Raw genomic sequence first — 25,370 nt, 5'->3', positions numbered from 1 at the left:
GCCGAGGAATATCGCTGCTATGGAACGACAAACGGCGGGCTTGCGACCCGCCGTTTCCAGTTTCACGAGACACTGATCGGATCAGGCCGAGTAATACATGTCGAACTCGACTGGATGCGGCGTCATTTCGAAGCGCATGACTTCCACCATCTTGAGCTCGATATAGGCGTCGATCTGGTCGTCGTCGAAGACGCCGCCGGCAGTCAGGAACTTGCGATCGCGATCGAGGTTTTCGAGCGCTTCACGCAAAGAGCCGCAGACCGTCGGGATCTTCTTCAGCTCCTTCGGCGGCAGGTCGTAGAGATCCTTGTCCATGGCCTTGCCGGGATGGATCTTGTTCTTGATGCCGTCGAGGCCGGCCATTAGCATGGCGGCGAAGGCCAGATACGGGTTTGCCAGCGGGTCCGGGAAACGGACTTCGACACGCTTCGACTTTGGCCCGGTGCCGAACGGAATGCGGCACGAAGCCGAGCGGTTACGAGCGGAATAGGCAAGCAGAACCGGCGCTTCATAACCCGGGACGAGACGCTTGTAGGAGTTCGTCGTCGGATTGGTGAAGGCGTTGATCGCCTTGGCATGCTTGATGATGCCGCCGATATAGAAGAGGCAGCTTTCGGAAAGGCCGGCATATTCGTCGCCGGCGAAGGTCGGCTTGCCGTCCTTCCAGATCGACTGGTGCACGTGCATGCCAGAGCCGTTATCGCCGAAGATCGGCTTCGGCATGAAGGTCGCGGTCTTGCCATAGGCATTGGCGACCTGGTGCACGACGTACTTGTAGATCTGGATCTTGTCGGCGTTGCGCACCAGCGTGTCGAACTTGACGCCGAGCTCGTGCTGGGCAGAAGCCACTTCGTGGTGATGCTTTTCGACGACCACGCCCATTTCGGCTAGCACCGTCAGCATTTCGGAGCGCATGTCCTGGAGGCTGTCGACCGGCGGAACCGGGAAATAGCCACCCTTGACGCGCGGACGGTGACCAAGGTTGCCAGTCTCGTAATCGGTGTCGTCGTTCGACGGCAGTTCCGATGAGTCGAGCTTGAAGCCGGTGTTATAGGGATCGGCCTTGTACTTGACGTCGTCGAAGACGAAGAATTCCGGCTCGGGGCCGACAAATACCGTATCGCCGATACCGGATGCCTTCAAATAGGCTTCGGCCTTCTTGGCGGTGCCGCGCGGATCGCGGTTATAGGCTTCGCCCGAAATCGGATCGAGAATGTCGCAAAAGATGACCATGGTCGACTGAGCGAAGAAGGGGTCCATGTGGACCGTCGCCGGATCCGGCATCAGCACCATGTCCGACTCGTTGATGGCCTTCCAGCCGCCGATCGAGGAACCGTCGAACATGACGCCATCGGCAAACATGTCCTCATCGACGCAGACGACGTCCATGGTCACATGCTGCAGCTTGCCCTTCGGGTCGGTAAAGCGCAGGTCCACGAACTTGACGTCGTTTTCCTTGATTTGTTTCATGATTTCGCTTGCGCTCGTCATATGACCTCCTCGATGTACGATGACGATGAAACCCCGGCCTTTGGCCTTGGGGCGGTATTTTGCGGGCGTTTAGATGGCGTCCACGCCCGTTTCACCGGTGCGGATGCGAATGACTTCCTCGATGTTGGAGACGAATATCTTGCCGTCTCCGATCCGTCCAGTCTGTGCAGCGTTGCGGATCGCCTCGATGACCGCATCCGCATTCTCGTCCGCCAGGACGACCTCGACCTTCACCTTGGGCAGAAAGTCGACGACGTATTCAGCGCCGCGATAGAGCTCCGTATGGCCCTTCTGGCGGCCAAAGCCCTTGGCTTCGGTCACTGTGATCCCCTGCAAGCCGACTTCCTGAAGGGCTTCCTTCACTTCGTCGAGCTTGAAAGGCTTGATGATCGCTTCGATCTTTTTCATGAGAAACTATATCTCCGCTTCTCTCTTGAAGCAGGCCGTTACCCGCTCGCCCATGCCAATGCAGTTATCGTGCCAAACTCACATGGCACTTTCAAAAAAACAATGCGGTTTTGCACCGATTCCCCATAAAACAGCAGGTTCAGTGGCAAAACTGCTTCCGTTTTTCTCGAAATTTGTGCGTTGCGACGCAAGAATCGGAGTTTTTTGAAGTTTTTTCGGAACTTAAGTGATATCGAATGTAGTCAAGGCGAAGTCACTTATTTAGGCAATTGCATAACTTTTATGCCATTCTGGCTAGAGAAGTGGCGCTTGTTTTCTGATCATCTTTCCGTTCAATAGCGCTATGGATGCTTCGCTTGTTTCACTGCTGCTGACGCCTGACGAGATGACGGCGGCGGATGCCGCCTCTGCCCGATCCGGCATTCCGTCCTTCGACCTGATGGACAGGGCAGGCCGCGCGATTTCTGCCGCCGCGCTTCGGCATTTTCCCGGCGCGTTGCGTTTTGTCGCACTCTGCGGTCCCGGAAACAATGGGGGGGACGGATATGTCGCGGCCCGCGCGCTTGCCGAAGCAGGCGCCGCCGTTGACGTCCATCATCTCGGTGATCCCAGAACACTGAAAGGCGATGCAAGGCGGGCGCGCGACCTCTGCGGCCTGCCGTCGAAACCTCTCGAAGCCTATCAGCCGCGGACCGGCGACGTGGTGGTCGACGCGCTGTTCGGCGCCGGCCTGACGCGCAACGTACCGGACATTGTCGCGGAGGTGATCCGCAAGGTCGGCGAGGCGGGGATATCAGTTCTTGCGGTGGACCTGCCGTCCGGTCTCTGCGGGAGGCGGGGCGTGCCGCTCGGCGCCGCCTTTCAGGCCGCCCATACGGTCACTTTCATGACTCGCAAGCCGGGCCACCTGCTGCTGCCGGGCAGGTCTCTCTGCGGTGACGTCGAAGTTTTCGATATCGGCATTCCAGCCCGCATCATTCGCGAGGTTGCCGGCAGGACGAAAGAGAATTGCCCTGAATTGTGGCGCGGTCTCCTGATCGAGCCGGGAAGTGAGACCCATAAATACCGACGGGGACATCTGGCCGTGTTTTCCGGCGAGGCCGGCAAAACCGGGGCCGCCCGCCTTTCGGCAACCGCGGGCCTGAGGGCCGGGGCAGGGCTGGTGACGGTCGGTTCGCCGGAGGACGCCATGCCGGTCAACGCGGCCTCGCTGACCGCGATCATGCTGCACCGGGTGGACACGCTCAAAGACCTGGAAAACTGGCTTCGCACGGCAAAACTTGCCGCTTTCGTGCTCGGACCGGGTTTCGGCATCGGCAAGAAGGCGAGGCAATTTGCACTGGCGTTGAAGGACCGCCCCCTGGTGCTCGACGCCGACGGCATTACCTCCTTCAAGGAAAAGCCCTCGGATTTGTTCGATGCCTTTGCCGACGGAGAGCCCCATCTGGTGCTGACGCCGCACGAGGGCGAGTTCGCCCGGCTATTTCCCGACATCGCCGCGGATGACAATCTGAGCAAGGTGGAAAAGGCGGTGGCGGCTTCCGCCCGCGCTCACGCTGCCATTGTCTACAAGGGCGCCGACACGGTGATCGCCAGCCCCGACGGACGCGCCTACATCAATACCAACGGACCGCCGTGGCTGGCGACTGCCGGTTCCGGAGATGTGCTCGCGGGCATGATCGGCGCATTGCTCGCCCAAGGCATGACCGCATTCGAGGCGGCCGCTGCGGGCGTCTACCTGCATGGCGAAGCCGGCAAGTGGGCGGGCAGGGGCGTGACGGCCGAAGACCTCGCCACCCATGCCGGCGTACGGCTGGATCTCTAACTGCGGCTTTCCAGAAGTTCGCGCATCGCCATCGCGCCATAGGGCGCGTTCACCTTGCCCTCATGGATGAAGAAGGCGAAAACGTCGCGCGGCTCCTTCTTCGGCTTATGTTTGTTATCGACCAGCGGCAGGTCGTCCGGCACGCCGCCCTCGGCCCAGGTTTCCAGCCTTTTCGCCCAGGCCTTCATGTCATCTTCGGCGTAGCAGGTCTTGATGTCGTCCGAGCCTTTTTGCAGGCGCGTGTAGACGAAATCCGCCGTGACATCCGCGATCATCGGATAGTCGAAATGGTCGGCACAGACCGGCGCGATATTATATTTCGCCAGCAGCGCGATAAATTCCGGGACCTTGAACGTGTCGTTGCGGACCTCGACCACATGGGTCAGCTTCAGCCCGTCCAGCTTGTTCGGCAGCAATTTCAGGAAGGCCTCGAAATCGTCCGCTTCGAACTTCTTGGTCGGCGCGAACTGCCAGAGCAGCGGCCCGAGATGATTGCCGAGCTCGGTCAGGCCCTGGGTCAGGAATTTTTCAATCGACTCCCCCGCTTCCGCCAAAACCTTGCGGTTGGTAGTGAAGCGGCTGGCCTTCAGCGAAAAGATGAAGCCATCTGGAACCTCGGATGCCCATTTGGCGAAGGTCTCCGGCTTCTGCGATCCGTAATAGGTGCCGTTGACCTCGATGACCTTCAGTTTGCTCGCGGCATATTCGAGCTGTTTCTTCTTGGCCAGTTTTTCAGGATAGAACGTGCCTTCCCAAGGCTCGAAGGTCCAGCCGCCGATGCCCGTGCGAATAGTGCCGGCTTTGGTCATCAATTCCCTCCCACATGCAGAGATTCACTCCGCCGCTTCCACCTTCTTGACCGGCCGCCGTTCCAGCAGTTCCTTCAGGAAGTGGCCGGTATAGGACCGCTTTTCCTTGACGATCTGCTCCGGCGTGCCGGCCGCGACCACTTCTCCGCCGCCGGTGCCGCCTTCAGGGCCGATATCGATGATCCAGTCGGCCGTCTTGATGACCTCGAGATTATGCTCGATGACCACCACGGAATTGCCCTGGTTCACCAGTTCCTGCAGCATTTCCAGCAGTTTGGCGACGTCATGGAAATGCAGCCCGGTCGTCGGCTCGTCGAGGATATAAAGCGTGCGCCCCGTTGAACGTTTCGACAATTCCTTGGCTAGCTTGACGCGCTGCGCCTCGCCACCCGAAAGCGTATTGGCCTGCTGGCCGACCTTGATATAGCCGAGCCCGACCTCGAAAAGCGACTGCAGCTTGTCGCGCACCGCAGGTACCGCCGAGAAGAACTCGACGCCTTCCTCGACCGTCATGTCGAGCACGTCGGCGATCGATTTGCCCTTGAAGGTGACGTCGAGCGTTTCGCGATTGTAGCGCTTGCCGTGGCAGACGTCGCAGGTGACGTAGACGTCCGGCAGGAAGTGCATCTCGATCTTGATGACGCCGTCGCCCTGGCAGGCCTCGCAGCGGCCGCCCTTGACGTTGAACGAGAAACGGCCCGGCTGGTAGCCGCGGGCTTTTGCCTCCGGAAGACCGGCAAACCAGTCACGGATCGGCGTAAACGCGCCGGTATAGGTGGCCGGGTTGGACCGCGGCGTGCGGCCGATCGGCGATTGATCGATATCGATCACCTTGTCGATATGCTCGAAGCCGTCGATCCTGTCGTGTTCGGCCGGAATCTCGCGCGCACCCATGACGCGGCGTGCGGCGGATTTATAAAGCGTCTCGATCAGGAAGGTCGATTTGCCGCCGCCTGACACGCCTGTGACGGCGGTAAAGACGCCGAGCGGAATGGCAGCCGTGACATTCTTGAGGTTGTTGCCACGGGCGCCAAAAACCTTGATTTCTTTGCCCTTCTTCGGCTTGCGGCGTTCCGTCGGAACCGGCACGCCGAGTTCGCCCGACAGATATTTGCCAGTGAGCGATTTCGGGTTGGCCATCACCTCGTTGGGCGTGCCTTCCGCCACCACCTGTCCACCGTGGATGCCGGCTGCCGGGCCGATATCGACCACGTAGTCGGCACTCATGATCGCGTCTTCGTCATGCTCGACGACGATCACCGTGTTGCCGATGTCGCGCAGGTGTTTCAGCGTATCGAGCAGCCGGGCATTGTCGCGCTGGTGCAAGCCGATCGACGGTTCGTCGAGCACGTAGAGCACGCCGGTCAGGCCGGAGCCGATCTGCGAGGCAAGCCGGATGCGCTGGCTTTCGCCGCCGGAGAGCGTGCCGGAATTGCGCGACAGGCTGAGATAGTCGAGGCCGACATCGTTCAAGAACCGCAGGCGTTCGCGGATCTCTTTCAGAATGCGGACTGCGATTTCGTTCTGCTTGGCGTTCAACTGTTCCGGCAGCACCTCGAACCAGTCGCGCGCGATCCGGATCGACATCTCGGTGACCTGGCCGATATGCAGCTTGTTGATCTTTACGGCGAGTGCCTCCGGCTTCAGGCGATAGCCGTTGCAGGCCGGGCAGGGGGCTGCCGACATGTACCGTTCGATCTCCTCGCGCGCCCAGGCGCTGTCGGTTTCCTTCCAGCGGCGCTCGAGGTTCGGCACGATGCCTTCGAAATTCTTGACCGTCTTGTAGGAGCGGGCGCCGTCGGCATAGTGGAATTCGATCTTTTCCTCGGTGCCCTCGAGGATGGCTTTCTGCGCCTCCGCAGAAAGCTCGTTCCAGCGGCTGGACAGCTTGAAATCGAAAACCTTGCCCAGTGCTTCGAGCGTCTGATTGTAATAGGGCGACGTGGATTTCGCCCATGGCGCAATCGCGCCGTCGCGCAGCGTCCGGGCAGGTTCCGGCACGATCAGCGCTTCGTCCACCTTCTGTTGCGAGCCGAGACCATCGCAGGTCGGGCAGGCGCCAAAGGGATTGTTGAACGAAAACAGCCGCGGCTCGATTTCCGAAATGGTGAAACCGGAAACGGGGCAGGCGAACTTTTCAGAAAACAGCACCCGTTCGTGCGTCTCGTTGAGGGATTTGTTCGCGGATCCGCCGGCCGAAGTCTCTTCCGGCGGAAGCGGCTTGTCGGCGAATTCGGCAACCGCCAGCCCGTCGGCCAGTTTCAGCGAGGTTTCGAGACTGTCGGCCAGGCGCGCGGCAATATCGGAGCGGACCACGAGCCGGTCCACGACGATATCGATATCGTGCTTGTATTTCTTGTCGAGCGCCGGAACGTCGGCGATCTCGTAGAACTGGCCGTCGACCTTGACGCGCTGGAACCCCTTTTTCATCAGGTCGGCGAGTTCTTTTTTATACTCGCCTTTGCGCCCGCGGATCATCGGTGCCAGAATATAAAGACGCGTGCCTTCCTCGAAGGCGAGGATGCGGTCGACCATCTGGCTGACCGTCTGGCTTTCGATCGGCAGGCCGGTCGCCGGCGAATAGGGCACCCCGACGCGCGCAAAAAGCAGGCGCATATAGTCGTAGATTTCGGTGACCGTGCCGACCGTCGAGCGCGGATTGCGCGACGTCGTCTTCTGCTCGATCGAGATTGCCGGCGAAAGTCCGTCGATCTGGTCGACATCCGGCTTCTGCATCATTTCCAGGAACTGGCGCGCATAGGCCGAAAGACTTTCGACATAACGCCGCTGGCCTTCCGCGTAGATCGTGTCGAAGGCGAGCGAAGACTTGCCCGAGCCGGACAGGCCGGTCATGACGATCAGCGAATTGCGGGGCAAATCGAGATCGATGCCCTTCAAATTATGCTCGCGCGCACCACGTATGGAAATGCTCTTCAGTTCGCTCATCTTCATGCTCTCGGGAGGATCGAAGGCCCTTATGTAGTGATTGATCCACGACTGTCGAGACGAAACTGCTGCGATGCGGCACCGTTCCCGAGTCGGTTGACAGCACTATAGGAATAAATTAGAACAAATAAAGAACAAATTTGCCTGTGGATTAAAGGTCGCAAAAACCCCAATGGCTGAGCCCGATGGGCTAAAGTGCCGCGATTGATTTTTGGTGCCGCCGGCCGGGCGGCAGATGAGGTGACGAATATGGCTGGTAGTGTGAACAAGGTAATCCTGGTGGGGAATGTGGGGGCTGATCCTGAAATCCGCCGGACGCAGGACGGCCGGCCGATCGCCAACCTTCGCATCGCCACGTCCGAAACCTGGCGTGACCGCAACAATGGCGAACGCCGCGAGAAGACCGAATGGCATACGGTCGTCGTCTTCAATGAAGGCCTCTGCAAGGTCGTCGAGCAATATGTGAAGAAGGGCGCCAAGCTCTATATCGAAGGCGCGCTGCAGACCCGCAAGTGGCAGGACCAGACCGGCAACGACCGTTATTCGACGGAAATCGTGCTTCAGGGCTTCAACTCGACGCTGACCATGCTGGACGGTCGCGGCGAGGGCGGCGGCGACCGTGGTGGTGCTGGCGGCAATCGTGTCGGCAACGATTTTGGCGGCAACGACTTCGGCGGTGGCGACGATTACGATCGCCGGCCTGCTGCGGGCGGTGCGAGCCGCGGCGGCCAGTCCTCCGGCGGTCAGCCGGCAGGCGGCAATTTCTCCCGTGATCTCGACGACGACATCCCATTCTGATCTGTCGGTTACCATCGATCTTTGAAACGGCAGCTGCCTGAATTGCTGTTCAGGCGGCCGCCTTGTCGGCGAGCATCGCGACCAGGACGTCTGATTGCGATAGAATGCCCACCAGTTTGTTGTTCTCCCGGGTTACCGGCAGGTAGTGCAGCCCCTCTTCGGCAAAGATGACGATCGCATCTGCGATCGGCGTGGCCGGGCCAACCGTCCTGACCGGCGCTGTCATGATGTCCTTGACCGTGTCGTTCGGTGCGCTGGCGCCCGACAGGACGAGGCGCATACGCTGGGCAAAGCCGATTTTCGGCCGACCTCTCGTCCAGTTCGCCTTGTCGAGAAAATCTGTCTGGGTGACGATCCCCACCACTTCCGCCCTGTCGTTGGTAACCGGCAGGGCCTTGAAATGGTGGGCGCGCATCAGGTCGTGCGCCTCCTTCAGGGTATTGTCGGGTGCGACCGCCACCACGTCGCGCGACATGATGCTGGCGCAATCGAAGTGGCCGGCGCGCCGGCGATAGGAGCGCAATTCCGTCCGGCGCAGGATCGTTTCGAGGTCGTCGCGATCGATATCCAGGAACTCGTCGTATTCTTTCAGGACATGGTCGAGGTCGGCGGAGGTAAAGCCGATGCGCTGGATCGAGGCGGGATCTCTCGTGCCGTGATCGGCCGCCGCCGGCTTGGCCGCGTGCGGGTAACGACGTCCTGTCAGATTGTTGAAGGCCAGCGCGATCAGCAGCAGGACGAGCGAATTGCCGGCGACCGGCCAGATCACGAAACCGTATCCGAGTTCATGGATCGTCGGTCCGCCGAGCACTGCGGTCAGCGCGATCGCGCCGCTCGGGGGATGCAGGCAGCGAAGCGTCATCATCGCCGCGATGGCAACGGCGATCGCCACCGCCGAGGCCAGGAACGGATTGGTTATCAAAAGAGCGGCGGTCACGCCGACCAGGGCGGCGACGATATTGCCGCCAATGATCGACCAGGGCTGTGCAAGCGGGCTGGAAGGCACTGCAAACAGCAGCACGGCCGAAGCCCCCATAGGGGCGACCAGTGCCGGAAGCGTTGCATCTGCCTTCAAAGCCAGGCTTCCCAGCAGTCCGGTCACCAGAATGCCCGCGAGTGCGCCAAGCGCTGCACGCAATCTTTCCTTGGGACTGACGGGGGTGGCTTCCGGCAGGAGCCGGCGCAACATGCGGCGCATCATGGAGACCTTCGAGTGAGGTGGGGTTGAATCGCGTTTTAGCAGAAAATTCCGCTCTGTCGCCCGGGTCTTACCGAAGGCTGCGTCCTACCCGAAGAGTACGGGCCTAAAGATTGAAGGCCGAGCGCACTCCGTCGACGACGAACTGGACGGAGAGCGCCGCAAGGATCACGCCGAGCAGACGGGTGAGGATTGCCCGTCCGGTGACCCCGAGAAAACGGTCGAGCCGTTCGGCGACCAATAGCGTTGCGTAGACGAGCAGCATGATCAGCGCGATGACGCCGATAAGAAGCGCCCGGTCGAGAATGCCGGGCAGGGTGCCGGAAAGCAGGACTGTGGCTGAGATCGCGCCCGGACCGGCAATCAGCGGCAACGCCAGCGGAAACACCGCGATATTGTGGATATGGTCGATGGTGATTGCGGCCTGGGACGTCTTTTCCTTCCGCTCCTGGCGTTTCTCGAACACCATTTCGAAGGAGATCCAGAAGAGCAGCAGGCCGCCGGCAATGCGGAAGGCGCCGATCGATATGCCGAGCAGCCCGAGCACGCTCGAACCGAACAGCGCAAAGACGGCGAGGATGCCGAAGGCGATCAGCGATCCTCGGAAGGCGACCTGGCGCCGCTGAAGGGCAGTCATGCCGACGGTCAGGCCCAGAAAGACCGGCGCCAGCCCGGGCGGGTCGAGTGTCACGAGCATCGTGGTCAGGGCATTGACCAGCATATCGGGGGTCGCCATATCCTCTCCCTGTCAGGCTGCAATCCTTGCAGTCGCATGCGAAGATTGTTAGGACAGGCCGGCAGCGAAAGAAACCCCACTCCGTCCGCGTCGCGGCATGTTTCGACCTTGTTCAAAAGCCGTGTTAAAGCCGCAAAAGCTGTTCAAAACCATTGTGGAAATTGGCGCTCGGAACCGCTTTCCGCTATAAAAAAGAAACTGATTCCGAACAGAGATCGTGATCCGATTTGACTGAGCAAAGCACACCCGGCGGCGGAAAGCTGCCTCCAGGCATCGAACCCATTTCCATCATGGAAGAGATGCAGCGGTCGTACCTCGATTACGCCATGAGCGTCATCGTCAGCCGCGCCCTTCCTGACGTCCGCGACGGATTGAAGCCGGTCCACCGGCGCATCCTCTACGGAATGTCGGAACTCGGCATCGACTGGAACAAGAAATACGTCAAATGCGCCCGTGTGACCGGGGACGTGATGGGTAAATTCCATCCGCACGGCAACTCGGCGATCTATGACGCGCTGGCGCGCATGGCCCAGGATTGGTCGCTCCGCCTGCCGCTGATCGATGGTCAGGGCAATTTCGGTTCGATCGACGGCGACCCGCCGGCGGCCGAACGTTACACCGAGTGCCGCCTCGAGAAGGCGGCCCACGCGCTGCTCGACGATCTCGACAAGGAAACCGTCGATTTCCGCGACAACTATGACGGCACGCTCTCCGAGCCCGTCGTAGTGCCGGCGAAATTCCCGAACCTTTTGGTCAACGGCGCAGGCGGCATCGCCGTCGGCATGGCGACCAACATCCCGCCGCACAATCTGGTGGAAGTGATCAACGGCTGCATCGCCCTGATCGACAACCCGGCGATCGAGCTGCCGGAAATGATGGAGATCATTCCCGGTCCGGACTTTCCGACAGGTGCCCTGATCCTCGGGCGCGCCGGTATCCGTTCCGCCTACGAGACCGGCCGAGGCTCGGTGATCATGCGCGGCGTCGCGGCGATCGAGCCGATGCGCGGCGACCGCGAGCAGATCATCATCACCGAAGTTCCCTTCCAGGTGAACAAGGCGACCATGGTCGAGAAGATCGGCGAATTGGTGCGCGAAAAGCGTATCGAGGGCATTTCCGACCTGCGCGACGAATCCGACCGCCAGGGTTACCGGGTTGTCGTCGAGCTGAAGCGCGATGCCAATGCGGACGTCATCCTCAACCAGCTCTATCGCTACACGCCGCTGCAGACCTCCTTCGGTTGCAACATGGTGGCACTGAACGGCGGCAAGCCGGAACAGCTCGCGCTGCTCGACATGCTGCGCGCTTTCGTCTCCTTCCGCGAGGAAGTGGTTAGCCGACGCACGAAATACCTGCTGCGCAAGGCTCGCGAACGCGCCCACGTCTTGGTGGGCCTTGCGATCGCAGTCGCCAATATCGACGAGATCATCCTCCTGATCCGCCGCGCTCCCGATCCGCAGACGGCGCGCGAGCAGTTGATGACCCGTCGTTGGCCGGCTCAGGACGTCGATGCGCTGATCCGCCTCATCGACGATCCGCGCCACAAGATCAATGAGGACGGCACCTACAATCTGTCCGAGGAACAGGCACGCGCCATCCTCGAGCTCCGTCTCGCCCGCCTGACGGCGCTCGGCCGCGATGAAATCGGTGACGAACTCAACAAGATCGGCGCCGAGATCAGCGACTATCTCGACATCCTGTCGTCGCGCCTGCGCATCCAGACGATCGTCAAGGACGAACTCGCCGCCGTGCGTGACGAATTCGGCACCCCGCGCCGTACGCAGATCCTCGATGCCGGCCTCGAAATGGACGACGAGGATCTGATTGCCCGCGAGGACATGGTCGTCACCGTTTCGCATCTCGGTTATATCAAGCGCGTCACGCTCGGCACCTATCGCGCCCAGCGTCGCGGCGGCAAGGGCCGTTCCGGCATGGCGACGCGCGACGAGGATTTCGTCACGCGCCTGTTCGTGGCCAATACCCACACGCCGGTACTGTTCTTCTCCTCGCGCGGCATCGTCTACAAGGAAAAGGTCTGGCGCCTGCCGATCGGCACGCCGCAGTCCCGCGGCAAGGCATTGATCAACATGCTGCCGCTGGAACCCGGCGAACGCATCACCACGATCATGCCGCTGCCCGAGGACGAGGCAACCTGGGATAACCTCGACGTCATGTTCTCGACCACTCGCGGCACCGTTCGCCGCAACAAGCTGTCGGACTTCGTGCAGGTCAACCGCAACGGCAAGATTGCCATGAAGCTCGAGGAGGAGGGCGACGAAATCCTCTCCGTCGAGACCTGCACCGATCAGGACGACGTGCTGCTGACCACCGCGCTCGGCCAGTGCATTCGCTTCCCCGTCGGTGACGTGCGCGTCTTTGCCGGCCGCAATTCGATCGGCGTGCGCGGCATCACGCTTGGCGACAGCGACCGCATCATCTCCATGACCATTGTCGGCCATGTGGATGCGGAGCCCTGGGAGCGTGCGGCCTATCTCAAGCGTTCGGCGACCGAACGTCGCGCCGCTGGCGTGGACGAGGAGGACATCGCTCTCGTGGGTGAGGAAGTCACCGATGAGGGACAGCTCTCCGATGAGCGTTACGAGGAATTGAAGGCCCGCGAGCAGTTCGTGCTGACGGTTTCGGAAAAAGGTTTTGGCAAGCGGTCATCCTCCTACGACTTCCGCACATCGGGCCGTGGCGGCAAGGGCATCCGCGCCACCGATACGTCCAAGACCGCGGAGATCGGCGAACTGGTCGCCGCCTTCCCGATTGAGGACAACGACCAGATCATGCTCGTGTCCGATGGCGGCGTGCTGATCCGCGTGCCGGTCAACGGCATCCGCATCGCCAGCCGCGCCACGAAGGGCGTCACGATCTTCTCGACGGCGAAAGACGAGAAGGTTGTTTCGGTCGAGCGTATCAGCGAGCCGGAAGGCGACGAGGAGAACGGCAATGGCCTGCCGGAGGAAATCGTCAGCGAGACCGGTGATCTCGGCGCCGCCGCCCCGGAAGCCGGCCCGACGGATGAGGGTGCGGCCGAATAGGCCGCATTCCCCCTAAAAACCGGGCACACTAAAAAGCCGGAGGACGAAAATCCTCCGGCTTTTGTTTGAACCGCTTGCGACGGGAAAGTCTGTGAAGGCGGTTCGCTACAGTGAAATCGTCAGAATGCGCTGTGACGGCGCGCGAAATCCCTGAAATCCTTCATGTCGGCACGTTCGCGCTGGAGCTCGGAAATCGTTGAGGCCACGGAAGCCACGAACATGATGCTGATCAAACCTGCAAGTACTGTCAACGTCACGAACATGGGGATCCTTTCTGGTCCGTGTATCCGCCTCAGTAGTACGAGAGATCGCTATAACGACCCGTTACCTGCGGATAATTCAGATCTGCCAATTGGGATTTATCTTGATAAAGGGTTACTGTTGCCGTCAGCATCACCGCAATCATGGCCGTCCAAACCAGGTTGATCATGGTGATCTTGTCCAGCATGATCGTTTTCCTTCTCGCGATCATCGCCATCTGTCCTTCTTGTTAGCCTGAACGCGCACCGCGCAAACAGGTTCCACCGCATTTTGAGAGATACTTAACCTTGCCGCTCTGAAGCCTCCTTGAATGCTCTGTTCATCTGGCGTTCAGAATTCAAAGTCTTTCAGGCTTCTTCCGATCCGAAGGCGACAACGAAAGCCTCCAGTGCAAAAGCGAGAACCACCGCTCCCATCACCATCAAAGCCAGCATTTGTCGTCGTTTCTCCCGAGATACGGACGGGTCTTTCACCCGCCACGATCGTCATAAGACCACAGGGCCGCTGAAACGCCCTTGAACGGGCCATTCATCTTTCGTTCAGAATTGCGAGATGCTTGCGGTAGAGCGGCTTCCGTGACAAAAGGCGTCAAAATTTCGCTGAAACAGGCCCGGACCTCGGCATGACAACTGCTTTTTATCCCGGTTCTTTCGATCCGATGACACACGGCCATCTGGACGTGCTTGTCCAGGCGCTGAATGTCGCGGACACGGTGATCGTCGCGATCGGCATTCATCCGGGCAAGGTGCCGATGTTCACCTTCGAGGAGCGGGCCGAACTCATCAGGGCGTCGCTTGCAGAGGCGCTGCCGGACAGGGCGGGCCATGTTTCGGTCGTTTCATTCGACAAGCTGGTGGTTGACGCCGCCCGCGCCAACGGCGCCGGGCTTCTGATCCGAGGCCTGCGCGATGGCACCGATCTCGATTATGAAATGCAGATGGCTGGCATGAACCGGCAGATGGCGCCGGATATCCAGACTGTTTTCCTGCCGGCCGGCACCGCCTCGCGGCCCATTACGGCCACATTGGTCCGGCAGATCGCAGCCATGGGCGGCGACGTCAGCGCCTTCGTGCCTGCCGCGGTCCTCAAGGCCCTGAACAACAAGCTGAAACGCTGATCGTTTCCGAACCCCGGAGTCCTTTCCATGAGACTGCTTCGTCTTGCCGTTGCCGGCGCTTTCGCCCTCGCTTCGATGGTCCTGCCGGCTCTTGCCGCGCCGGATGATTTCCTGACCATCCAGCTGAAGGATGGCCCGGTGGTGATCCAGCTGATGCCGGAAGTCGCACCGAAACATGTGGCGCAGATCAAGGCGCTCGCCGCCAAGGGCGAATACGACAATGTCGTCTTCCATCGCGTCATCAACGGCTTCATGGCTCAGACGGGCGACGTGCAGTTCGGCAAGCAGGGCGGCAAAAGCTTCAACCCGGCCCGCGCCGGCATGGGCGGTTCTGAAATGCCCAACATTCCGGCCGAATTCTCGAAGGTACCGTTCGAGCGCGGCATCGTCGGCATGGCGCGCTCGCAGGATCCGAATTCCGCGAACTCGCAATTCTTCATCATGTTCACCAAATATCCGAGCCTGGACGGCCAGTACACGGCGGTCGGCAAGGTCGTGTCGGGCATGGAATTCGTCGACAAGATCAAGCGTGGCCAGGGCGGCAACGGCGAGGTCACCGATCCCGACAAGATGATCAAGGTCACTGTCGGCAAGAAGTAGGCGCCCAAAAGGCGAAGAACTAAACGAAGGGCGCCCCGTCGCGGACGACAATCGGGCGCCGAATTAAGGAGAAAGCACATGGCCGAGATCAAGGATCCGGAAAACACCCTCATTGTGGAAACCACCAAGGGCAAGGTTGTCATTTCGTTGCTTCCGGATCTGGCGCCGGGCCACGTTGCCCGCATCAAGGAACTTGCCCGCGAAAATGCCTATGACGGCGTCGTTTTCCACCGCGTCATTCCCGATTTCATGGCCCAGACGGGTGACGTGAAGTTCGGCAAGCAGGGTTCCGAGAGCTTCAACCCGGCCCGTGCCGGCATGGGCGGCTCGGAAAAGCCGGACCTGAAGGCTGAATTCTCCGCCGTTCCGCATGTACGCGGCACCTGCTCCATGGCCCGTTCGCAGAGCCCGAACTCGGCCAATTCGCAGTTCTTCATCTGCTTCACCGATGCACCGTGGCTGAACAAGCAGTACACCGTCTGGGGTCAGGTCATCGAAGGCATGGACTTCATCGACCAGATCAAGAAGGGCGAGCCGGTCAAGGATCCCGACTCGATCGTGTCTGTTCGCGTCGCCGCCGACGTCTGATCTCGACGGAATAAATTGCCCGCTCCGTCTGCCGGCGGGGCGGGCTTCGCTTTTTTGGAAAATCCATGCGCGTCGATCTCTTCGACTTCGATCTCCCGGAAGAAAATATCGCACTCAGGCCCGCCAGCCCGCGCGACAGCGCCCGGCTGCTTGTCGTCCGGCCGGAGAGTGAACTGGTGCTTGCCGATCACCGCGTGTCCGATCTGCCGGCTTTCCTGAAACCGGGCGACGCGCTGGTCTTCAACGACACCAAGGTCATACCGGCGCAGCTGGAAGGCATCCGCCATCGCGAAGGAGCGGGCGGCCAGCAGGTTTCCGCGACGCTGCATATGCGCGTCGCCCCCGATCGCTGGAAGGCCTTCGCCAAGCCTGGAAAACGCATCAAGACCGGCGACCGGATCGAATTCGGTGATAGTGGCAATGCCTGCCTGATCGGTTCGCTTGCCGCAACCGTGGAAGACAAGGGCGAGGGCGGTGAAGTCACCCTGCGCTTCGATCTTTCCGGCCCGGCACTCGACGAAGCGATCATGGCGGTCGGGCACATTCCGCTGCCACCCTATATTGCCGCCAAGCGCCCGGAAGATGCACAGGACCAAAAGGACTACCAGACCATCTATGCCCGCGAGGAGGGCGCCGTCGCGGCACCGACTGCGGGCCTGCACTTTACGCCGGAGCTTTTCGCGGCACTCGACGCCGCAGGCATCGAGCGGCATTTCGTGACGCTGCATGTCGGGGCAGGGACCTTCCTGCCGGTCAAGGCCGACGACACGACTGAGCACAAGATGCATCAGGAGATCGGCCACGTCAGCGCCGAGACAGCGGCGCGGCTGAATGCGGTGAAACGCGCTGGCGGGCGCATCGTCTGCGTCGGCACCACCTCGCTGCGGCTGATCGAAAGCGCCGCTGCCGATGACGGCACGATAAAACCCTGGAGCGGCGCGACCGGCATATTCATCACGCCGGGCTACCGCTTCAAGGCGGTCGATATGCTGATGACCAATTTCCACCTGCCGCGATCGACGCTGTTCATGCTCGTTTCGGCCTTCTGCGGTCTGGAGACGATGCGGGCGGCCTATTCCCACGCGATCGAAACCGGTTACCGCTTTTACTCCTATGGCGATTCCAGCCTTCTTTTCCGGGACAACCGATGACCGAGACTTTCCAGTTCAATCTCAAGGCCACCGATGGCGGCGCGCGGCTCGGTGAGATCACCATGCCGCGGGGCACGATCCGCACCCCGGCCTTCATGCCGGTCGGCACGGTCGGCACCGTCAAGGCCATGTATCTCGACCAGGTGCGCGATACCGGTGCCGATATCATTCTCGGCAATACCTATCACCTGATGCTGCGGCCGGGCGCCGAGCGTGTTGCGCGGCTTGGTGGTCTCCACGAACTAATCCGCTGGAAACATCCGATCCTCACCGATAGCGGCGGTTTCCAGGTCATGTCGCTGTCGGGCCTTCGGAAGCTCGACGAGAAGGGCGTCACCTTCAAGAGCCATGTCGACGGCAGCCTGCATCACATGTCGCCGGAGCGCTCGATCGAGATCCAGGGGCTGCTCGGCTCCGACATCCAGATGCAACTCGACGAATGCGTGGCGCTGCCTGCCGAACCCAAGGAAATCGAGCGGGCGATGGAACTGTCGCTGCGCTGGGCCGAGCGCTGCCGCGTCGCCTTCGGCGATCAGCCGGGCAAGGCGATGTTCGGCATCGTCCAGGGCGGCGACCAGCCCGAGCTTCGCATCCGCTCGGCGGAGGGCCTGAAACAGCTCGATCTGAAGGGTTATGCGGTCGGCGGCCTTGCCGTCGGCGAGCCGCAGGACGTCATGCTGAAGATGCTCGAAACCACGCTTCCCATTCTGCCGTTCGAAAAGCCGCGTTACCTGATGGGCGTCGGCACGCCGGACGACATGCTGAAATCGGTGGCGCGCGGCATCGACATGTTCGATTGCGTGATGCCGACCCGTTCGGGCCGCCATGGACTTGCCTTCACCCGGCGCGGCAAGGTCAATATCCGCAACGCCCGTCATGCGGAGGACATGCGGCCGCTGGACGAGGAATCGAACTGCCCGGCGGCGCGCGATTATTCCCGCGCCTACCTGCATCACCTCGTGCGCGCCGACGAAGCGCTCGGCGGCATGCTGCTCTCCTGGAACAACCTGAACTATTATCAGGACCTGATGAAAGGTATCCGCCAGGCGATCGCCGAGGGTCGGTTCGCCGATTTCTATGCCGAAACCCAGGAAATGTGGGCGAAGGGCGATATCGATCCGGTCTGATTAAAGGGCGTCAGATACCCTGGCTGGCGGTGTTGCGGATCATCCGCACGCCGTTGACCTTGTAGGACCCGTCGTCCATCAGCCGCATTTCGTAGATGGCCGTCCAGTCCTTGCCCTCCTTGGCGCTGATCATCACTTCCTGCAGCACCACTTCACCGCCGCCGATCATCTTCGAGCGGCCGAAGGCATAGTTGCCGGCATGATAGACCGGCTCGTAGGTTTTCCGCACCATATCCAGGAACCGGTCCTTATTGGGATAGAGACTGCGGATCCCGGGCGAGGCGAAGGAATAGGCTTTTTCCGCGTCGTCATGCATCAGCGCAGCGATCTGGCTGGAAATCACCGCCTGGGCATTGGCGACCGGATCCTCGGCTTTGACGGCGGTAAAGGAACAGAGAGCGAAACACAGAACGATGGCAACATATCGAACCAGCATCGGGCTTTCTCCAAGGGCGAGCACAAGAAGGCTAGCGCCTTTAGGCGCAAGGAGAAGATGGCGCCTGCAAAATTTTCGCGCAACGCCTTTCTGGAATGCAAACGAATCCGAATGATTACAGAATGATGACGTGTCGAAGCGGCCCCTGCCGCTATCCGCACGTTTTCGTGATATTCCGCCTGTGGGTGGCGCAAGGCAGCGTCCCGTTATCGCGGCTTGTCGGTATCCATCGACGCTGTCAGGAATGCAGCGGGAAATTTGATTCGCCCGGACATGCATTTCGATGAAAAATCTTTTACCGCCGGCGCTGCTTTATTTCAGCAATGCCATCCTCTTCATTTCGCTGTTCACGCGGTTGCCGGCTATCCAGGCGTCGCTTGGAATCGACAAGGCCGGCCTCGGTCTGGCCCTGCTGAGCGCACCTGTCGGCACCTTTCTCGCGTTGCCGCTGGCCGGCCGCATCAACGACCGTCTGACGCCGCGGCTGACGGCGCTCGTCACCTTGCCGATCTGCGCCCTGCTGACGCCGGCGCTGACAATCCTTCCGGTCGCCGGGTTCGTGATCTGTTTCTTTCTGTTCGGTTTTTTCCGCACCATTTTCGACGTGGCGGCCAACATGATTTCCGCCGGCATAGAGCAGCGGACGGGCCGGAAGGTACTGTCCCGCAGCCATGGTTTCTGGTCGGTCGGCCTGCTGGCCGGCTCTCTTTGTTCCGGCTTCCTCGCCGAAAAGGCGGTGACGCCCTTTGTGCAGCAGACGCTCGCCACCGGTTTCGTTATCGCCGCCTGTTTGTTCGTCTTCTGGGTTACCCCAAGAGACCCGGCACCGGAGACGCCGCCCGATCGCAAGGGATCTGCCTACGTGCTTCCCGACAGGACGATCGTGTTGATCTGCGTGATGGTTTTCGGCCTCTGCATCGTCGAGGGCGCGGTCTACGACTGGGGCATCTTTTTTCTGCGCGAACAGCTGAAGGCCGACCCGGCGATTGCCGGCGTGCTTTATGCTGCCTTTACCGTCGGTATGGGGTTGACGCGGCTTTCCGGCGACATGCTGCGGGATAGTTTCGGCCCCATGATCCTGGTGCGGGCCTCGGCCGTTTCCGTTGCTCTTGGGATTGTACTCCTTGTGGCGATGCCGAGCCTGACGCTTGCCGGCGCCGCACTTTTTCTGATCGGTTGCGGCGTGGCGCTGGCTTTTCCGCTGGCAGTCTCGACGACGATCGCGCTCGGCAAGGGCAGGCCCTCGGAAAACCTTGCGGCGCTGTCGCTGACGCTGATGCTGTCGACGATCGGCGTGCCGCCACTGCTCGGCTTCATCGCCGAGCATGTCAGCCTTGTCGCGACCTTCCTGGTATTGTTGCCCTGCGTGCTGGTCAGCTTCCTGATGGCGCCCGTCGCCGAAGGCCGCCGCCTGTCCTGGCCGCGCCGGCGGAGATAGCCCGAACGGGCCAGCCTGCGGACCCATCGGACTAGCCTGTGGGAAAGGCGGGCAGGGGCATGACCCTGCCCATAATTGGCCATAACAGTGGGCGAGGGGTTGAGACCACTGGCCTTAGCCGTTAGACAATGAAATCGGATTTGCCGAAAACAGGTGACACTGTGATCGACCCTTATGAGATGCTTGGTGTTTCGCGGGAGGCGGATGGCGTTGCCATCAAGTCGGCCTATCGCAAACGCGCAAAAACGGTTCATCCGGACGCCGGCGGCGACGTCGATGCGTTCGGAAAACTGACGGCATCCTATGAACTTCTTTGCGATCCCGTCCGCCGCAAGGTCTACGACGACACCGGTTACGACCCGGAACTCGCCGATACCAAGGATCTGCAGGGGCTGATGATTCTCGAAACGCTGGTCAACGAGATCATCCTCGACGAGCGCGAGCCAGGCAGTTTCGATCCTGTCGCCGCCATGCGCCGCAAGCTGACCGACAAGATCGTCAACGCCCGCTTCCATATTCTGGAGATGGAGCGCCATCGCGCTCGCATCCGCAACCATATCGATCGCATCGGCCGCAAGCCCAACGCGGACGTCCTAGGGCGCATGCTGAAATCCCGCTGCGTGGCGATCGACGACGCGATCGGCAAGGCCGAGACCGAGATTGGCAACATCGAGCAGGCCTATGGCATGCTGGATGGCTATTCCTACGAGGTCGAGGTGATCGAGATCAAGACCGCGGCGGAGTAGGCGTACAGCCGGTCTTGACACCCAATATAGCTTCAAGACATAGCTTCAGCCCGTTCAATCCAAAGGGTTTTCGATGGCGTTGACCATACGTGAGGCCGTCCGCGAGGATGCGGCGACATTACTCGGTTTCATCCGCGAGTTGGCGATCTACGAAAAAGCCGAGCACGAGGTCGCGGCGACCGCCGAGACGATTGGGAACTCCATCTTCGGCACCGGATCGGTGACCCATGCGCTGGTCTGCGAACAGGACGGCATTCCCATCGGCATGGCCATCTGGTTCTTCAGCTATTCGACCTGGCAGGCGAGAAACGGGCTTTATCTCGAAGACCTGTATGTGACGCCGAAGGCGCGCGGGCTCGGCGCCGGCAAGGCGCTGCTGAAACGGCTGGCGCAGATCGCCATCGACAACAATTGCGGCCGTTTCGAATGGAGCGTACTCGACTGGAACGAACCGGCGATCCGCGTCTACGAGGCGATCGGCGCCGAGCCGATGAACGAGTGGATCCGTTACAGGCTTTCCGGCGAGACGCTGAAAAGCTTTGCCGAGGGCTGATAGAGCAGGTGAGGTTGACGCTGGACCTGCGACCGTTATAAAGCCAGCGCACGGGGAAGAGTGTCCGAGTGGTTTAAGGAACCGGTCTTGAAAACCGGCGTGCGGGAAACCGTACCGTGGGTTCGAATCCCACCTCTTCCGCCATCTGCTGATTGTCCGCGCTAAGCTCGATATTCTGCGCAGCAGCTACATCGCACTCCGATCACCATCTGGCTATTATCATACGACGGTCTGGGATAGACAGTCCAACATCCACTGGACACCAAACCGATCGGTGAGTTTGCCGTAATAGCTCCCCCACGGCTGCACCGCCAGATGTGTGGTAATCTGGCCGCCATCGGCAAGCGCCGTGAATAATCGGTCTGTCGTGGCGCGATTGTCGAGGATGAGCATGTGAGCGGAGCCTCGCATCGGCTCGGCATCGTGATTGTCCGAGGCGAAGAACAGAAGACCCGGTCCCTCGAAGCGGGAGTGCATGACTTTGCCGCGCATACCTTCACAGGCGAGCGGCACTCCGTGGTCGCCGTGACGCATGAGCGCCGTGACCCGACCAAGGCCACATCTGGTATAGAAGTCGAGCGCTGCTTCACACTGGGTCGTGAAAAAGAGATAGTTGGCAAGCTGCATGGCATGGCCTCCAATGAGATACCAGACTGCGAAATCTTCGCATTTCGCAGTCCAGCCTTGAGGAATTTAGAGATGCGAAACGCTACAGAGGGACACCAGTGCCCGCTATGGCCTCGATCAAACTGGCATTGTCGTAGCTGCGGCCGGCGATGCCCCAGGCTCCTTGGGGAGCGTAGACTATGTTTGACCAGATATGTTCACGCTTCAGCCGTCCCCCGGCCGCCTTTTCGACGATATCCGTTGCCTTCTCGATAAAAGCGCTTTTCGCCTCAGGCGTCGCCAGGGCGATCTCGGGGAGCTTAAGTTCGACAAAAGCTGCCGCCACCACCTTGCCACCGGCAAGTATATGTTCCTTCGGCAACACGTTGATCGAGCCGACGATGTTGGCCGTCATGAAGGCATTCCCGGTCAGACCCGAGACTTCGAGAATCGCGTCTGCTAGTCCGGAAAAGGCCTCGGCCTGCGATTGTGGCGATAGCAGGCCTTCGGGCACGGTGAGCGTAATGGGCATGGAGTTCTCCTCATTTGAACAGGAAAGGCATTTGATATATACCGAATGCTCTCTATTCATAAACACCGATCACTCTTTATTCAAGCGATAAAGAGAGATCACTCTCAATGAGGACGGCATGCGCTACAGCCCGGAGCATAAGCAGGAGACCAAATCGAAGATCGTGGCGGCGGCGGGCCGGGTTTTCCGGAAGGAGGGCTATGGCGGCGGCGGCATCGAAGCATTAACCAAGGCCGCTGGCGTGACCAACGGCGCCTTCTATGGGCACTTTAAGTCCAAGAGCGAAGCTTTCCGCACCGCCGTGCTGTCAGGCTTGGAAGAGTTGCGGCAAGGGATTGCCGCGCTCAAAGGCAGCGAACAGACAAACTGGCTGACGACCTTTGTGGGATTCTATCTTGGTTACAAACGGACCTGCGATCTTGGCGAAAGCTGTGCCTTGCCGAGCCTGTCCACCGACGTGATGCGCGCCGATGACGATACGCGCGCTGCTTATACGGCAGAGCTGAAGCGTCTCGTCGAAGAGGTCGCCGCAGGGTTGCCGGAGAATGATGCTCCAAGCACGTCCGCCGGTTCGCGAAAAGATCAGGCTATCGTCCTGCTCGCCATGCTCAGCGGAGGCGTTACGCTTGCCCGAGCCGTATCGGACCCGGAGTTGTCGAACCGCATCGCCCACCTCGTAGGGCAGGCAGCGTTACGCTTGGCCGGCCCGAAGGCGTTGGACAGCGCGCATTCAGGTTCTGCCGACCATTGAAGTTGTGCGGCGTTAGAGGGCTATAGCGTACATGTCGTGCCCATCTTCGTTTGTAGGCGTATCACGACACCGCGCAGCGATAGCTTACCTCTTGTCACCGCGGCTCCACGGATAGGCTCAGGTAGGTCGGATCGAATTCCGCCACCTCCTGCAAGCGCTCCCAGTCGAGAATGGTGATCGTCTGGTTGGACCAGGAGATCAGGCGTTCTCGCCTGAGCGTCTGGATGACGCGGTTCATGTGGACGAGCGACAATCCCAGGACGTCGGCCATTTCGCTCTGCGAGAGCGGGAGGTGAAAGCTCCAGCCGTTGGTGCGGCGGACCACGTCCAGCCGGACATAGAGTTCGCAAAGAATGTGGGCGAGGTGCGAAACTTTGGAGCGCCGCCCCATGGCGACGATCCAGGCGCGGTGGATCGAGCCGTGGATCAGCGTATCGAGCCACAACATCCGGGTCAGGTGCGGATGCTGTTCCGTCACCTGCTTCAGGTCTGAATGGTCACAAAGGCTGACATGGCATGGGGAAAGCGCGACGACGCCGTGGTCCATGGTTTTCAGCAGGAAGGCGTGCAGGTCGACGAAATCCCCGGCGACGTGGATTGCCGTGATCTGCCGCGTGCCTTCCGCCGTCAGTTTGTATCGGGCAGCGAACCCGTCGACGAGCAGGCTGCTGTAGCCGGGCCTCGATCCCTCGGCGACGAAATCCTCTCCCGCCAGAAAACGCCGTTCACGGCCGACGATGCGCCTGAGAATGTTGCGCTCTTCATCGGTAAGAACGTCGTGCTGTTCGAGGTTGAGAAGTAGAGAGTCGATCACGGTTATCCTCGGCGGGGCATCAATATCGAGGTAAAGAACGGATGAGGAGGCTATATAGATCCATCGGAAAGACTGACCCCTGGCCGGGAACAAATGCCTGCAAAGGAAATTCGGGACGATAAATACTCAGGGCAGTGAGCATGGCATGGCGCGATACTTCTTCGATTTGATCAACGGTGACGGACCTGTGCGTGACAATGAGGGCCAGGAAATATCGACTCGCAAGGAGATCAGCCGCGAGGTCAGCCGGATCTTGGCGGACATTGCCCGCGAGGAGTTCCCCGAGCGGGGGAAGGGGGCGATCTCGATCGAAGTCCGTAACGAACATGGTCAGCCGGTGTTTACCGGGCGCCTGTCGTTCCAGACGCAGTGGCATGATGAACCGGAACTCTGACTATGTAACCTCGAAGTTATTCGGGGTGTACTTGGCTTTTAAAGCAGCCGTTATTTACGCATCATTAACCATATTGAATAGAATTTTATCTATGTGTCCAATTTCACTCGCATTTTCGCCACGTTGCCAGCAAAAGTTCATTTCCATTAAGTCCGCGGCATAGGGGTATGTCTCGGATCGGTTCAATGGCTGTGAAAAGTGGCGCGGTTACGAGGACCGTTTGCGGCGTATCGCAGTGAAGGCGGCATGGGACGGATGAGTTTGGGTTTGAGTGGCGGCAAGCTTTCGCTGGGTGCGAAATGGCTCGGGATGACGATGGTCTGTGCAGGGATGGCGTCCTGCGCCACGACCGAGGCACCGAAATCGAAACCCCGCAGCAAAGAGTATTTCTCCGAAAAGGAATATGGCGTTAAGGCGAGCCCGCGCGTGGTCGGCGACGGCCGGCCCGTGCCGAAGGGTGGCGGCCGGTTCATGGTCGGCCAGCCCTATGAGGTGAAGGGCCAGACTTACGTTCCGAAGGAAGATCCGAATTACAACAGGAGCGGTCTTGCCTCCTGGTACGGCTCGGCGTTTCACGGTCGCCTGACTGCCAACGGCGAAGTTTACGATAGCGACCACCTGTCTGCAGCGCATCCGACCTTTCCGCTGCCGAGTTATGCCCGCGTGACCAATATCGACAACGGCACCTCGGTCATCGTCCGGGTCAACGACCGCGGTCCGTATCATCCGGGCCGCATCATCGACGTCTCCGACAAGACGGCCGAGTTGCTCGACATGAAGCGGATCGGCACGGCGCATGTGAACGTGCAATATGTGGGCCGCGCCCGCATGGACGGGAAGGACATGCCGTTCCTGATGGCGTCCTACATCCGCAAGGGCGACCGCCTGCCGTCGATCCGGCCGGAAGGCCAGATCGCAACCGGCGTCATGGTCGCGTCGAACCAGACGCTGGGCGACCAGCTCCAGAGCTACGGCTCGGCCATGCCGCGGCCGATGGCGCT

26 protein-coding genes and 1 tRNA gene are annotated in these 25,370 nt (G+C 60.5%); 15 read left to right on the top strand and 12 right to left on the bottom strand.

The genetic code is table 11. From position 1 onward, the window contains the following. Positions 1-81: 81 nt before the first annotated feature. Positions 82-1,491 carry a type I glutamate--ammonia ligase gene (gene glnA, locus MOV61_RS08800; RefSeq protein WP_037087011.1) on the bottom strand — a complete coding sequence of 470 codons (1,410 nt, stop codon included), beginning with the start codon at positions 1,489-1,491 and terminating at the stop codon, positions 82-84. Between the two features lie 69 nt (positions 1,492-1,560). Then, positions 1,561-1,899: a P-II family nitrogen regulator gene (locus tag MOV61_RS08795; protein WP_038542987.1), complete on the bottom strand. Its 339-nt coding sequence runs from the start codon at positions 1,897-1,899 to the stop codon at positions 1,561-1,563. A 343-nt stretch (positions 1,900-2,242) separates the two neighbouring features. On the opposite strand from MOV61_RS08795, the gene MOV61_RS08790 reads away from it, so the two are divergent. Then, positions 2,243-3,724: an NAD(P)H-hydrate dehydratase gene (locus MOV61_RS08790; protein WP_247136300.1), complete on the top strand. Its 1,482-nt coding sequence runs from the start codon at positions 2,243-2,245 to the stop codon at positions 3,722-3,724. Here MOV61_RS08790 and MOV61_RS08785 read toward each other — a convergent pair. Beyond that, positions 3,721-4,533, bottom strand: coding sequence for a DUF72 domain-containing protein (locus MOV61_RS08785; RefSeq protein WP_247136299.1), 813 nt, complete (start codon positions 4,531-4,533; stop codon positions 3,721-3,723). The two genes, MOV61_RS08790 and MOV61_RS08785, sit on opposite strands and share 4 nt — an antisense overlap. Before the next feature lie 24 nt (positions 4,534-4,557). After that, positions 4,558-7,479 carry an excinuclease ABC subunit UvrA gene (uvrA, locus tag MOV61_RS08780; RefSeq protein ID WP_247136298.1) on the bottom strand — a complete coding sequence of 974 codons (2,922 nt, stop codon included), beginning with the start codon at positions 7,477-7,479 and terminating at the stop codon, positions 4,558-4,560. A 249-nt stretch (positions 7,480-7,728) separates the two neighbouring features. Here uvrA and MOV61_RS08775 point away from each other — a divergent pair, with 249 nt between their 5' ends. Next, the gene (locus MOV61_RS08775) at positions 7,729-8,277 is read left to right on the top strand and encodes a single-stranded DNA-binding protein (RefSeq protein ID WP_247136297.1); all 549 of its coding nucleotides are present in this window, start codon (positions 7,729-7,731) and stop codon (positions 8,275-8,277) included. A 49-nt stretch (positions 8,278-8,326) separates the two neighbouring features. Here MOV61_RS08775 and MOV61_RS08770 read toward each other — a convergent pair whose 3' ends face one another. Both MOV61_RS08770 and MOV61_RS08765 read right to left on the bottom strand, forming a co-directional pair. Then, complete coding sequence (locus MOV61_RS08770) at positions 8,327-9,475, bottom strand: HPP family protein (RefSeq protein ID WP_247136315.1); 1,149 nt, start codon at positions 9,473-9,475, stop codon at positions 8,327-8,329. A 106-nt stretch (positions 9,476-9,581) separates the two neighbouring features. Continuing rightward, entirely contained in the window at positions 9,582-10,211 is a 630-nt protein-coding gene (locus MOV61_RS08765) for a MarC family protein (RefSeq protein ID WP_247033031.1), read from the bottom strand. 227 nt (positions 10,212-10,438) lie between these two features. Here MOV61_RS08765 and gyrA point away from each other — a divergent pair, with 227 nt between their 5' ends. Next, on the top strand, positions 10,439-13,255 hold the full coding sequence (gene gyrA, locus MOV61_RS08760; protein WP_247136296.1) for a DNA gyrase subunit A: 2,817 nt from the start codon (positions 10,439-10,441) through the stop codon (positions 13,253-13,255). A gap of 119 nt (positions 13,256-13,374) precedes the next feature. On the opposite strand, the gene MOV61_RS08755 is transcribed toward gyrA, so the two are convergent. Both MOV61_RS08755 and MOV61_RS08750 read right to left on the bottom strand, forming a co-directional pair. Continuing rightward, positions 13,375-13,518 carry a hypothetical protein gene (locus MOV61_RS08755; protein ID WP_247033037.1) on the bottom strand — a complete coding sequence of 48 codons (144 nt, stop codon included), beginning with the start codon at positions 13,516-13,518 and terminating at the stop codon, positions 13,375-13,377. A 29-nt stretch (positions 13,519-13,547) separates the two neighbouring features. Then, entirely contained in the window at positions 13,548-13,703 is a 156-nt protein-coding gene (locus MOV61_RS08750; protein WP_155414821.1) for a hypothetical protein, read from the bottom strand. A gap of 435 nt (positions 13,704-14,138) precedes the next feature. Between MOV61_RS08750 and coaD the strand changes: the two genes are divergently transcribed. From coaD to tgt, 5 genes are all read left to right on the top strand, one after another. Next, positions 14,139-14,633, top strand: a complete 495-nt coding sequence (gene coaD / locus MOV61_RS08745) for a pantetheine-phosphate adenylyltransferase (RefSeq protein ID WP_038542997.1) — start codon at positions 14,139-14,141, stop codon at positions 14,631-14,633. A 27-nt stretch (positions 14,634-14,660) separates the two neighbouring features. Beyond that, positions 14,661-15,233, top strand: a complete 573-nt coding sequence (locus MOV61_RS08740) for a peptidylprolyl isomerase (RefSeq protein WP_038542999.1) — start codon at positions 14,661-14,663, stop codon at positions 15,231-15,233. A 78-nt stretch (positions 15,234-15,311) separates the two neighbouring features. Continuing rightward, positions 15,312-15,821: a peptidylprolyl isomerase gene (locus MOV61_RS08735; protein WP_038543001.1), complete on the top strand. Its 510-nt coding sequence runs from the start codon at positions 15,312-15,314 to the stop codon at positions 15,819-15,821. A 65-nt stretch (positions 15,822-15,886) separates the two neighbouring features. Continuing rightward, positions 15,887-16,972: a tRNA preQ1(34) S-adenosylmethionine ribosyltransferase-isomerase QueA gene (gene queA / locus MOV61_RS08730; protein ID WP_247136295.1), complete on the top strand. Its 1,086-nt coding sequence runs from the start codon at positions 15,887-15,889 to the stop codon at positions 16,970-16,972. Further along, positions 16,969-18,099, top strand: coding sequence for a tRNA guanosine(34) transglycosylase Tgt (gene tgt / locus MOV61_RS08725; protein WP_247136294.1), 1,131 nt, complete (start codon positions 16,969-16,971; stop codon positions 18,097-18,099). The genes queA and tgt overlap by 4 nt, the downstream gene beginning before the upstream one ends. Positions 18,100-18,109: 10 nt before the next feature. Here the strand turns inward: tgt and MOV61_RS08720 are convergent, their stop codons facing one another. Beyond that, the gene (locus MOV61_RS08720; protein ID WP_038543007.1) at positions 18,110-18,535 is read right to left on the bottom strand and encodes a DUF4864 domain-containing protein; all 426 of its coding nucleotides are present in this window, start codon (positions 18,533-18,535) and stop codon (positions 18,110-18,112) included. Positions 18,536-18,818: 283 nt separating this feature from the next. Between MOV61_RS08720 and MOV61_RS08715 the strand changes: the two genes are divergently transcribed. The 4 genes from MOV61_RS08715 (at position 18,819) to MOV61_RS08700 (ending at position 21,416) form a co-directional block, all read left to right on the top strand. After that, positions 18,819-19,973, top strand: a complete 1,155-nt coding sequence (locus MOV61_RS08715; protein ID WP_247136293.1) for an MFS transporter — start codon at positions 18,819-18,821, stop codon at positions 19,971-19,973. A 128-nt stretch (positions 19,974-20,101) separates the two neighbouring features. Further along, positions 20,102-20,719: a J domain-containing protein gene (locus MOV61_RS08710; RefSeq protein WP_247136292.1), complete on the top strand. Its 618-nt coding sequence runs from the start codon at positions 20,102-20,104 to the stop codon at positions 20,717-20,719. A 73-nt stretch (positions 20,720-20,792) separates the two neighbouring features. Further along, positions 20,793-21,272, top strand: a complete 480-nt coding sequence (locus tag MOV61_RS08705; protein ID WP_247136291.1) for a GNAT family N-acetyltransferase — start codon at positions 20,793-20,795, stop codon at positions 21,270-21,272. 54 nt (positions 21,273-21,326) lie between these two features. Then, positions 21,327-21,416: transfer RNA gene (locus MOV61_RS08700), tRNA-Ser, on the top strand. Between the two features lie 75 nt (positions 21,417-21,491). Here MOV61_RS08700 and MOV61_RS08695 read toward each other — a convergent pair. Further along, positions 21,492-21,899: a VOC family protein gene (locus tag MOV61_RS08695; protein ID WP_247136290.1), complete on the bottom strand. Its 408-nt coding sequence runs from the start codon at positions 21,897-21,899 to the stop codon at positions 21,492-21,494. Positions 21,900-21,981: 82 nt separating this feature from the next. Next, on the bottom strand, positions 21,982-22,410 hold the full coding sequence (locus tag MOV61_RS08690; protein ID WP_247136289.1) for a Tautomerase enzyme: 429 nt from the start codon (positions 22,408-22,410) through the stop codon (positions 21,982-21,984). A gap of 118 nt (positions 22,411-22,528) precedes the next feature. Here MOV61_RS08690 and MOV61_RS08685 point away from each other — a divergent pair, with 118 nt between their 5' ends. Next, positions 22,529-23,161: a TetR/AcrR family transcriptional regulator gene (locus MOV61_RS08685; RefSeq protein WP_038586896.1), complete on the top strand. Its 633-nt coding sequence runs from the start codon at positions 22,529-22,531 to the stop codon at positions 23,159-23,161. A 94-nt stretch (positions 23,162-23,255) separates the two neighbouring features. Here the strand turns inward: MOV61_RS08685 and MOV61_RS08680 are convergent, their stop codons facing one another. After that, positions 23,256-23,975: a Crp/Fnr family transcriptional regulator gene (locus MOV61_RS08680; RefSeq protein ID WP_247136288.1), complete on the bottom strand. Its 720-nt coding sequence runs from the start codon at positions 23,973-23,975 to the stop codon at positions 23,256-23,258. Between the two features lie 145 nt (positions 23,976-24,120). Here MOV61_RS08680 and MOV61_RS08675 point away from each other — a divergent pair, with 145 nt between their 5' ends. Both MOV61_RS08675 and MOV61_RS08670 read left to right on the top strand, forming a co-directional pair. Then, a complete protein-coding gene (locus MOV61_RS08675) occupies positions 24,121-24,369 on the top strand; it encodes a DUF6894 family protein (protein ID WP_247136287.1) in 249 nt (82 codons plus the stop codon). Positions 24,370-24,624: 255 nt separating this feature from the next. Then, the coding region (locus MOV61_RS08670; protein ID WP_247136286.1) for a septal ring lytic transglycosylase RlpA family protein at positions 24,625-25,370 on the top strand (746 nt) is incomplete at its 3' end.

Source organism: Neorhizobium sp. BETTINA12A (genome assembly GCF_023006485.1).
Classification (GTDB): Bacteria; Pseudomonadota; Alphaproteobacteria; order Rhizobiales; family Rhizobiaceae; genus Neorhizobium.
This window is presented reverse-complemented; position numbering and strand designations above follow the sequence as displayed.

Coding starts and splice junctions, on each gene's coding strand:
- glnA (WP_037087011.1), bottom strand. CDS start 1,491: ATGACGAGCGCAAGCGAAATCATGAAACAAATCAAGGAAAACGACGTC.
- MOV61_RS08795 (WP_038542987.1), bottom strand. CDS start 1,899: ATGAAAAAGATCGAAGCGATCATCAAGCCTTTCAAGCTCGACGAAGTG.
- MOV61_RS08790 (WP_247136300.1), top strand. CDS start 2,243: ATGGATGCTTCGCTTGTTTCACTGCTGCTGACGCCTGACGAGATGACG.
- MOV61_RS08785 (WP_247136299.1), bottom strand. CDS start 4,533: ATGACCAAAGCCGGCACTATTCGCACGGGCATCGGCGGCTGGACCTTC.
- uvrA (WP_247136298.1), bottom strand. CDS start 7,479: ATGAGCGAACTGAAGAGCATTTCCATACGTGGTGCGCGCGAGCATAAT.
- MOV61_RS08775 (WP_247136297.1), top strand. CDS start 7,729: ATGGCTGGTAGTGTGAACAAGGTAATCCTGGTGGGGAATGTGGGGGCT.
- MOV61_RS08770 (WP_247136315.1), bottom strand. CDS start 9,475: ATGCGCCGCATGTTGCGCCGGCTCCTGCCGGAAGCCACCCCCGTCAGT.
- MOV61_RS08765 (WP_247033031.1), bottom strand. CDS start 10,211: ATGGCGACCCCCGATATGCTGGTCAATGCCCTGACCACGATGCTCGTG.
- MOV61_RS08755 (WP_247033037.1), bottom strand. CDS start 13,518: ATGTTCGTGACGTTGACAGTACTTGCAGGTTTGATCAGCATCATGTTC.
- MOV61_RS08750 (WP_155414821.1), bottom strand. CDS start 13,703: ATGCTGGACAAGATCACCATGATCAACCTGGTTTGGACGGCCATGATT.
- coaD (WP_038542997.1), top strand. CDS start 14,139: ATGACAACTGCTTTTTATCCCGGTTCTTTCGATCCGATGACACACGGC.
- MOV61_RS08740 (WP_038542999.1), top strand. CDS start 14,661: ATGAGACTGCTTCGTCTTGCCGTTGCCGGCGCTTTCGCCCTCGCTTCG.
- MOV61_RS08735 (WP_038543001.1), top strand. CDS start 15,312: ATGGCCGAGATCAAGGATCCGGAAAACACCCTCATTGTGGAAACCACC.
- queA (WP_247136295.1), top strand. CDS start 15,887: ATGCGCGTCGATCTCTTCGACTTCGATCTCCCGGAAGAAAATATCGCA.
- tgt (WP_247136294.1), top strand. CDS start 16,969: ATGACCGAGACTTTCCAGTTCAATCTCAAGGCCACCGATGGCGGCGCG.
- MOV61_RS08720 (WP_038543007.1), bottom strand. CDS start 18,535: ATGCTGGTTCGATATGTTGCCATCGTTCTGTGTTTCGCTCTCTGTTCC.
- MOV61_RS08715 (WP_247136293.1), top strand. CDS start 18,819: ATGAAAAATCTTTTACCGCCGGCGCTGCTTTATTTCAGCAATGCCATC.
- MOV61_RS08710 (WP_247136292.1), top strand. CDS start 20,102: ATGAAATCGGATTTGCCGAAAACAGGTGACACTGTGATCGACCCTTAT.
- MOV61_RS08705 (WP_247136291.1), top strand. CDS start 20,793: ATGGCGTTGACCATACGTGAGGCCGTCCGCGAGGATGCGGCGACATTA.
- MOV61_RS08695 (WP_247136290.1), bottom strand. CDS start 21,899: ATGCAGCTTGCCAACTATCTCTTTTTCACGACCCAGTGTGAAGCAGCG.
- MOV61_RS08690 (WP_247136289.1), bottom strand. CDS start 22,410: ATGCCCATTACGCTCACCGTGCCCGAAGGCCTGCTATCGCCACAATCG.
- MOV61_RS08685 (WP_038586896.1), top strand. CDS start 22,529: ATGCGCTACAGCCCGGAGCATAAGCAGGAGACCAAATCGAAGATCGTG.
- MOV61_RS08675 (WP_247136287.1), top strand. CDS start 24,121: ATGGCGCGATACTTCTTCGATTTGATCAACGGTGACGGACCTGTGCGT.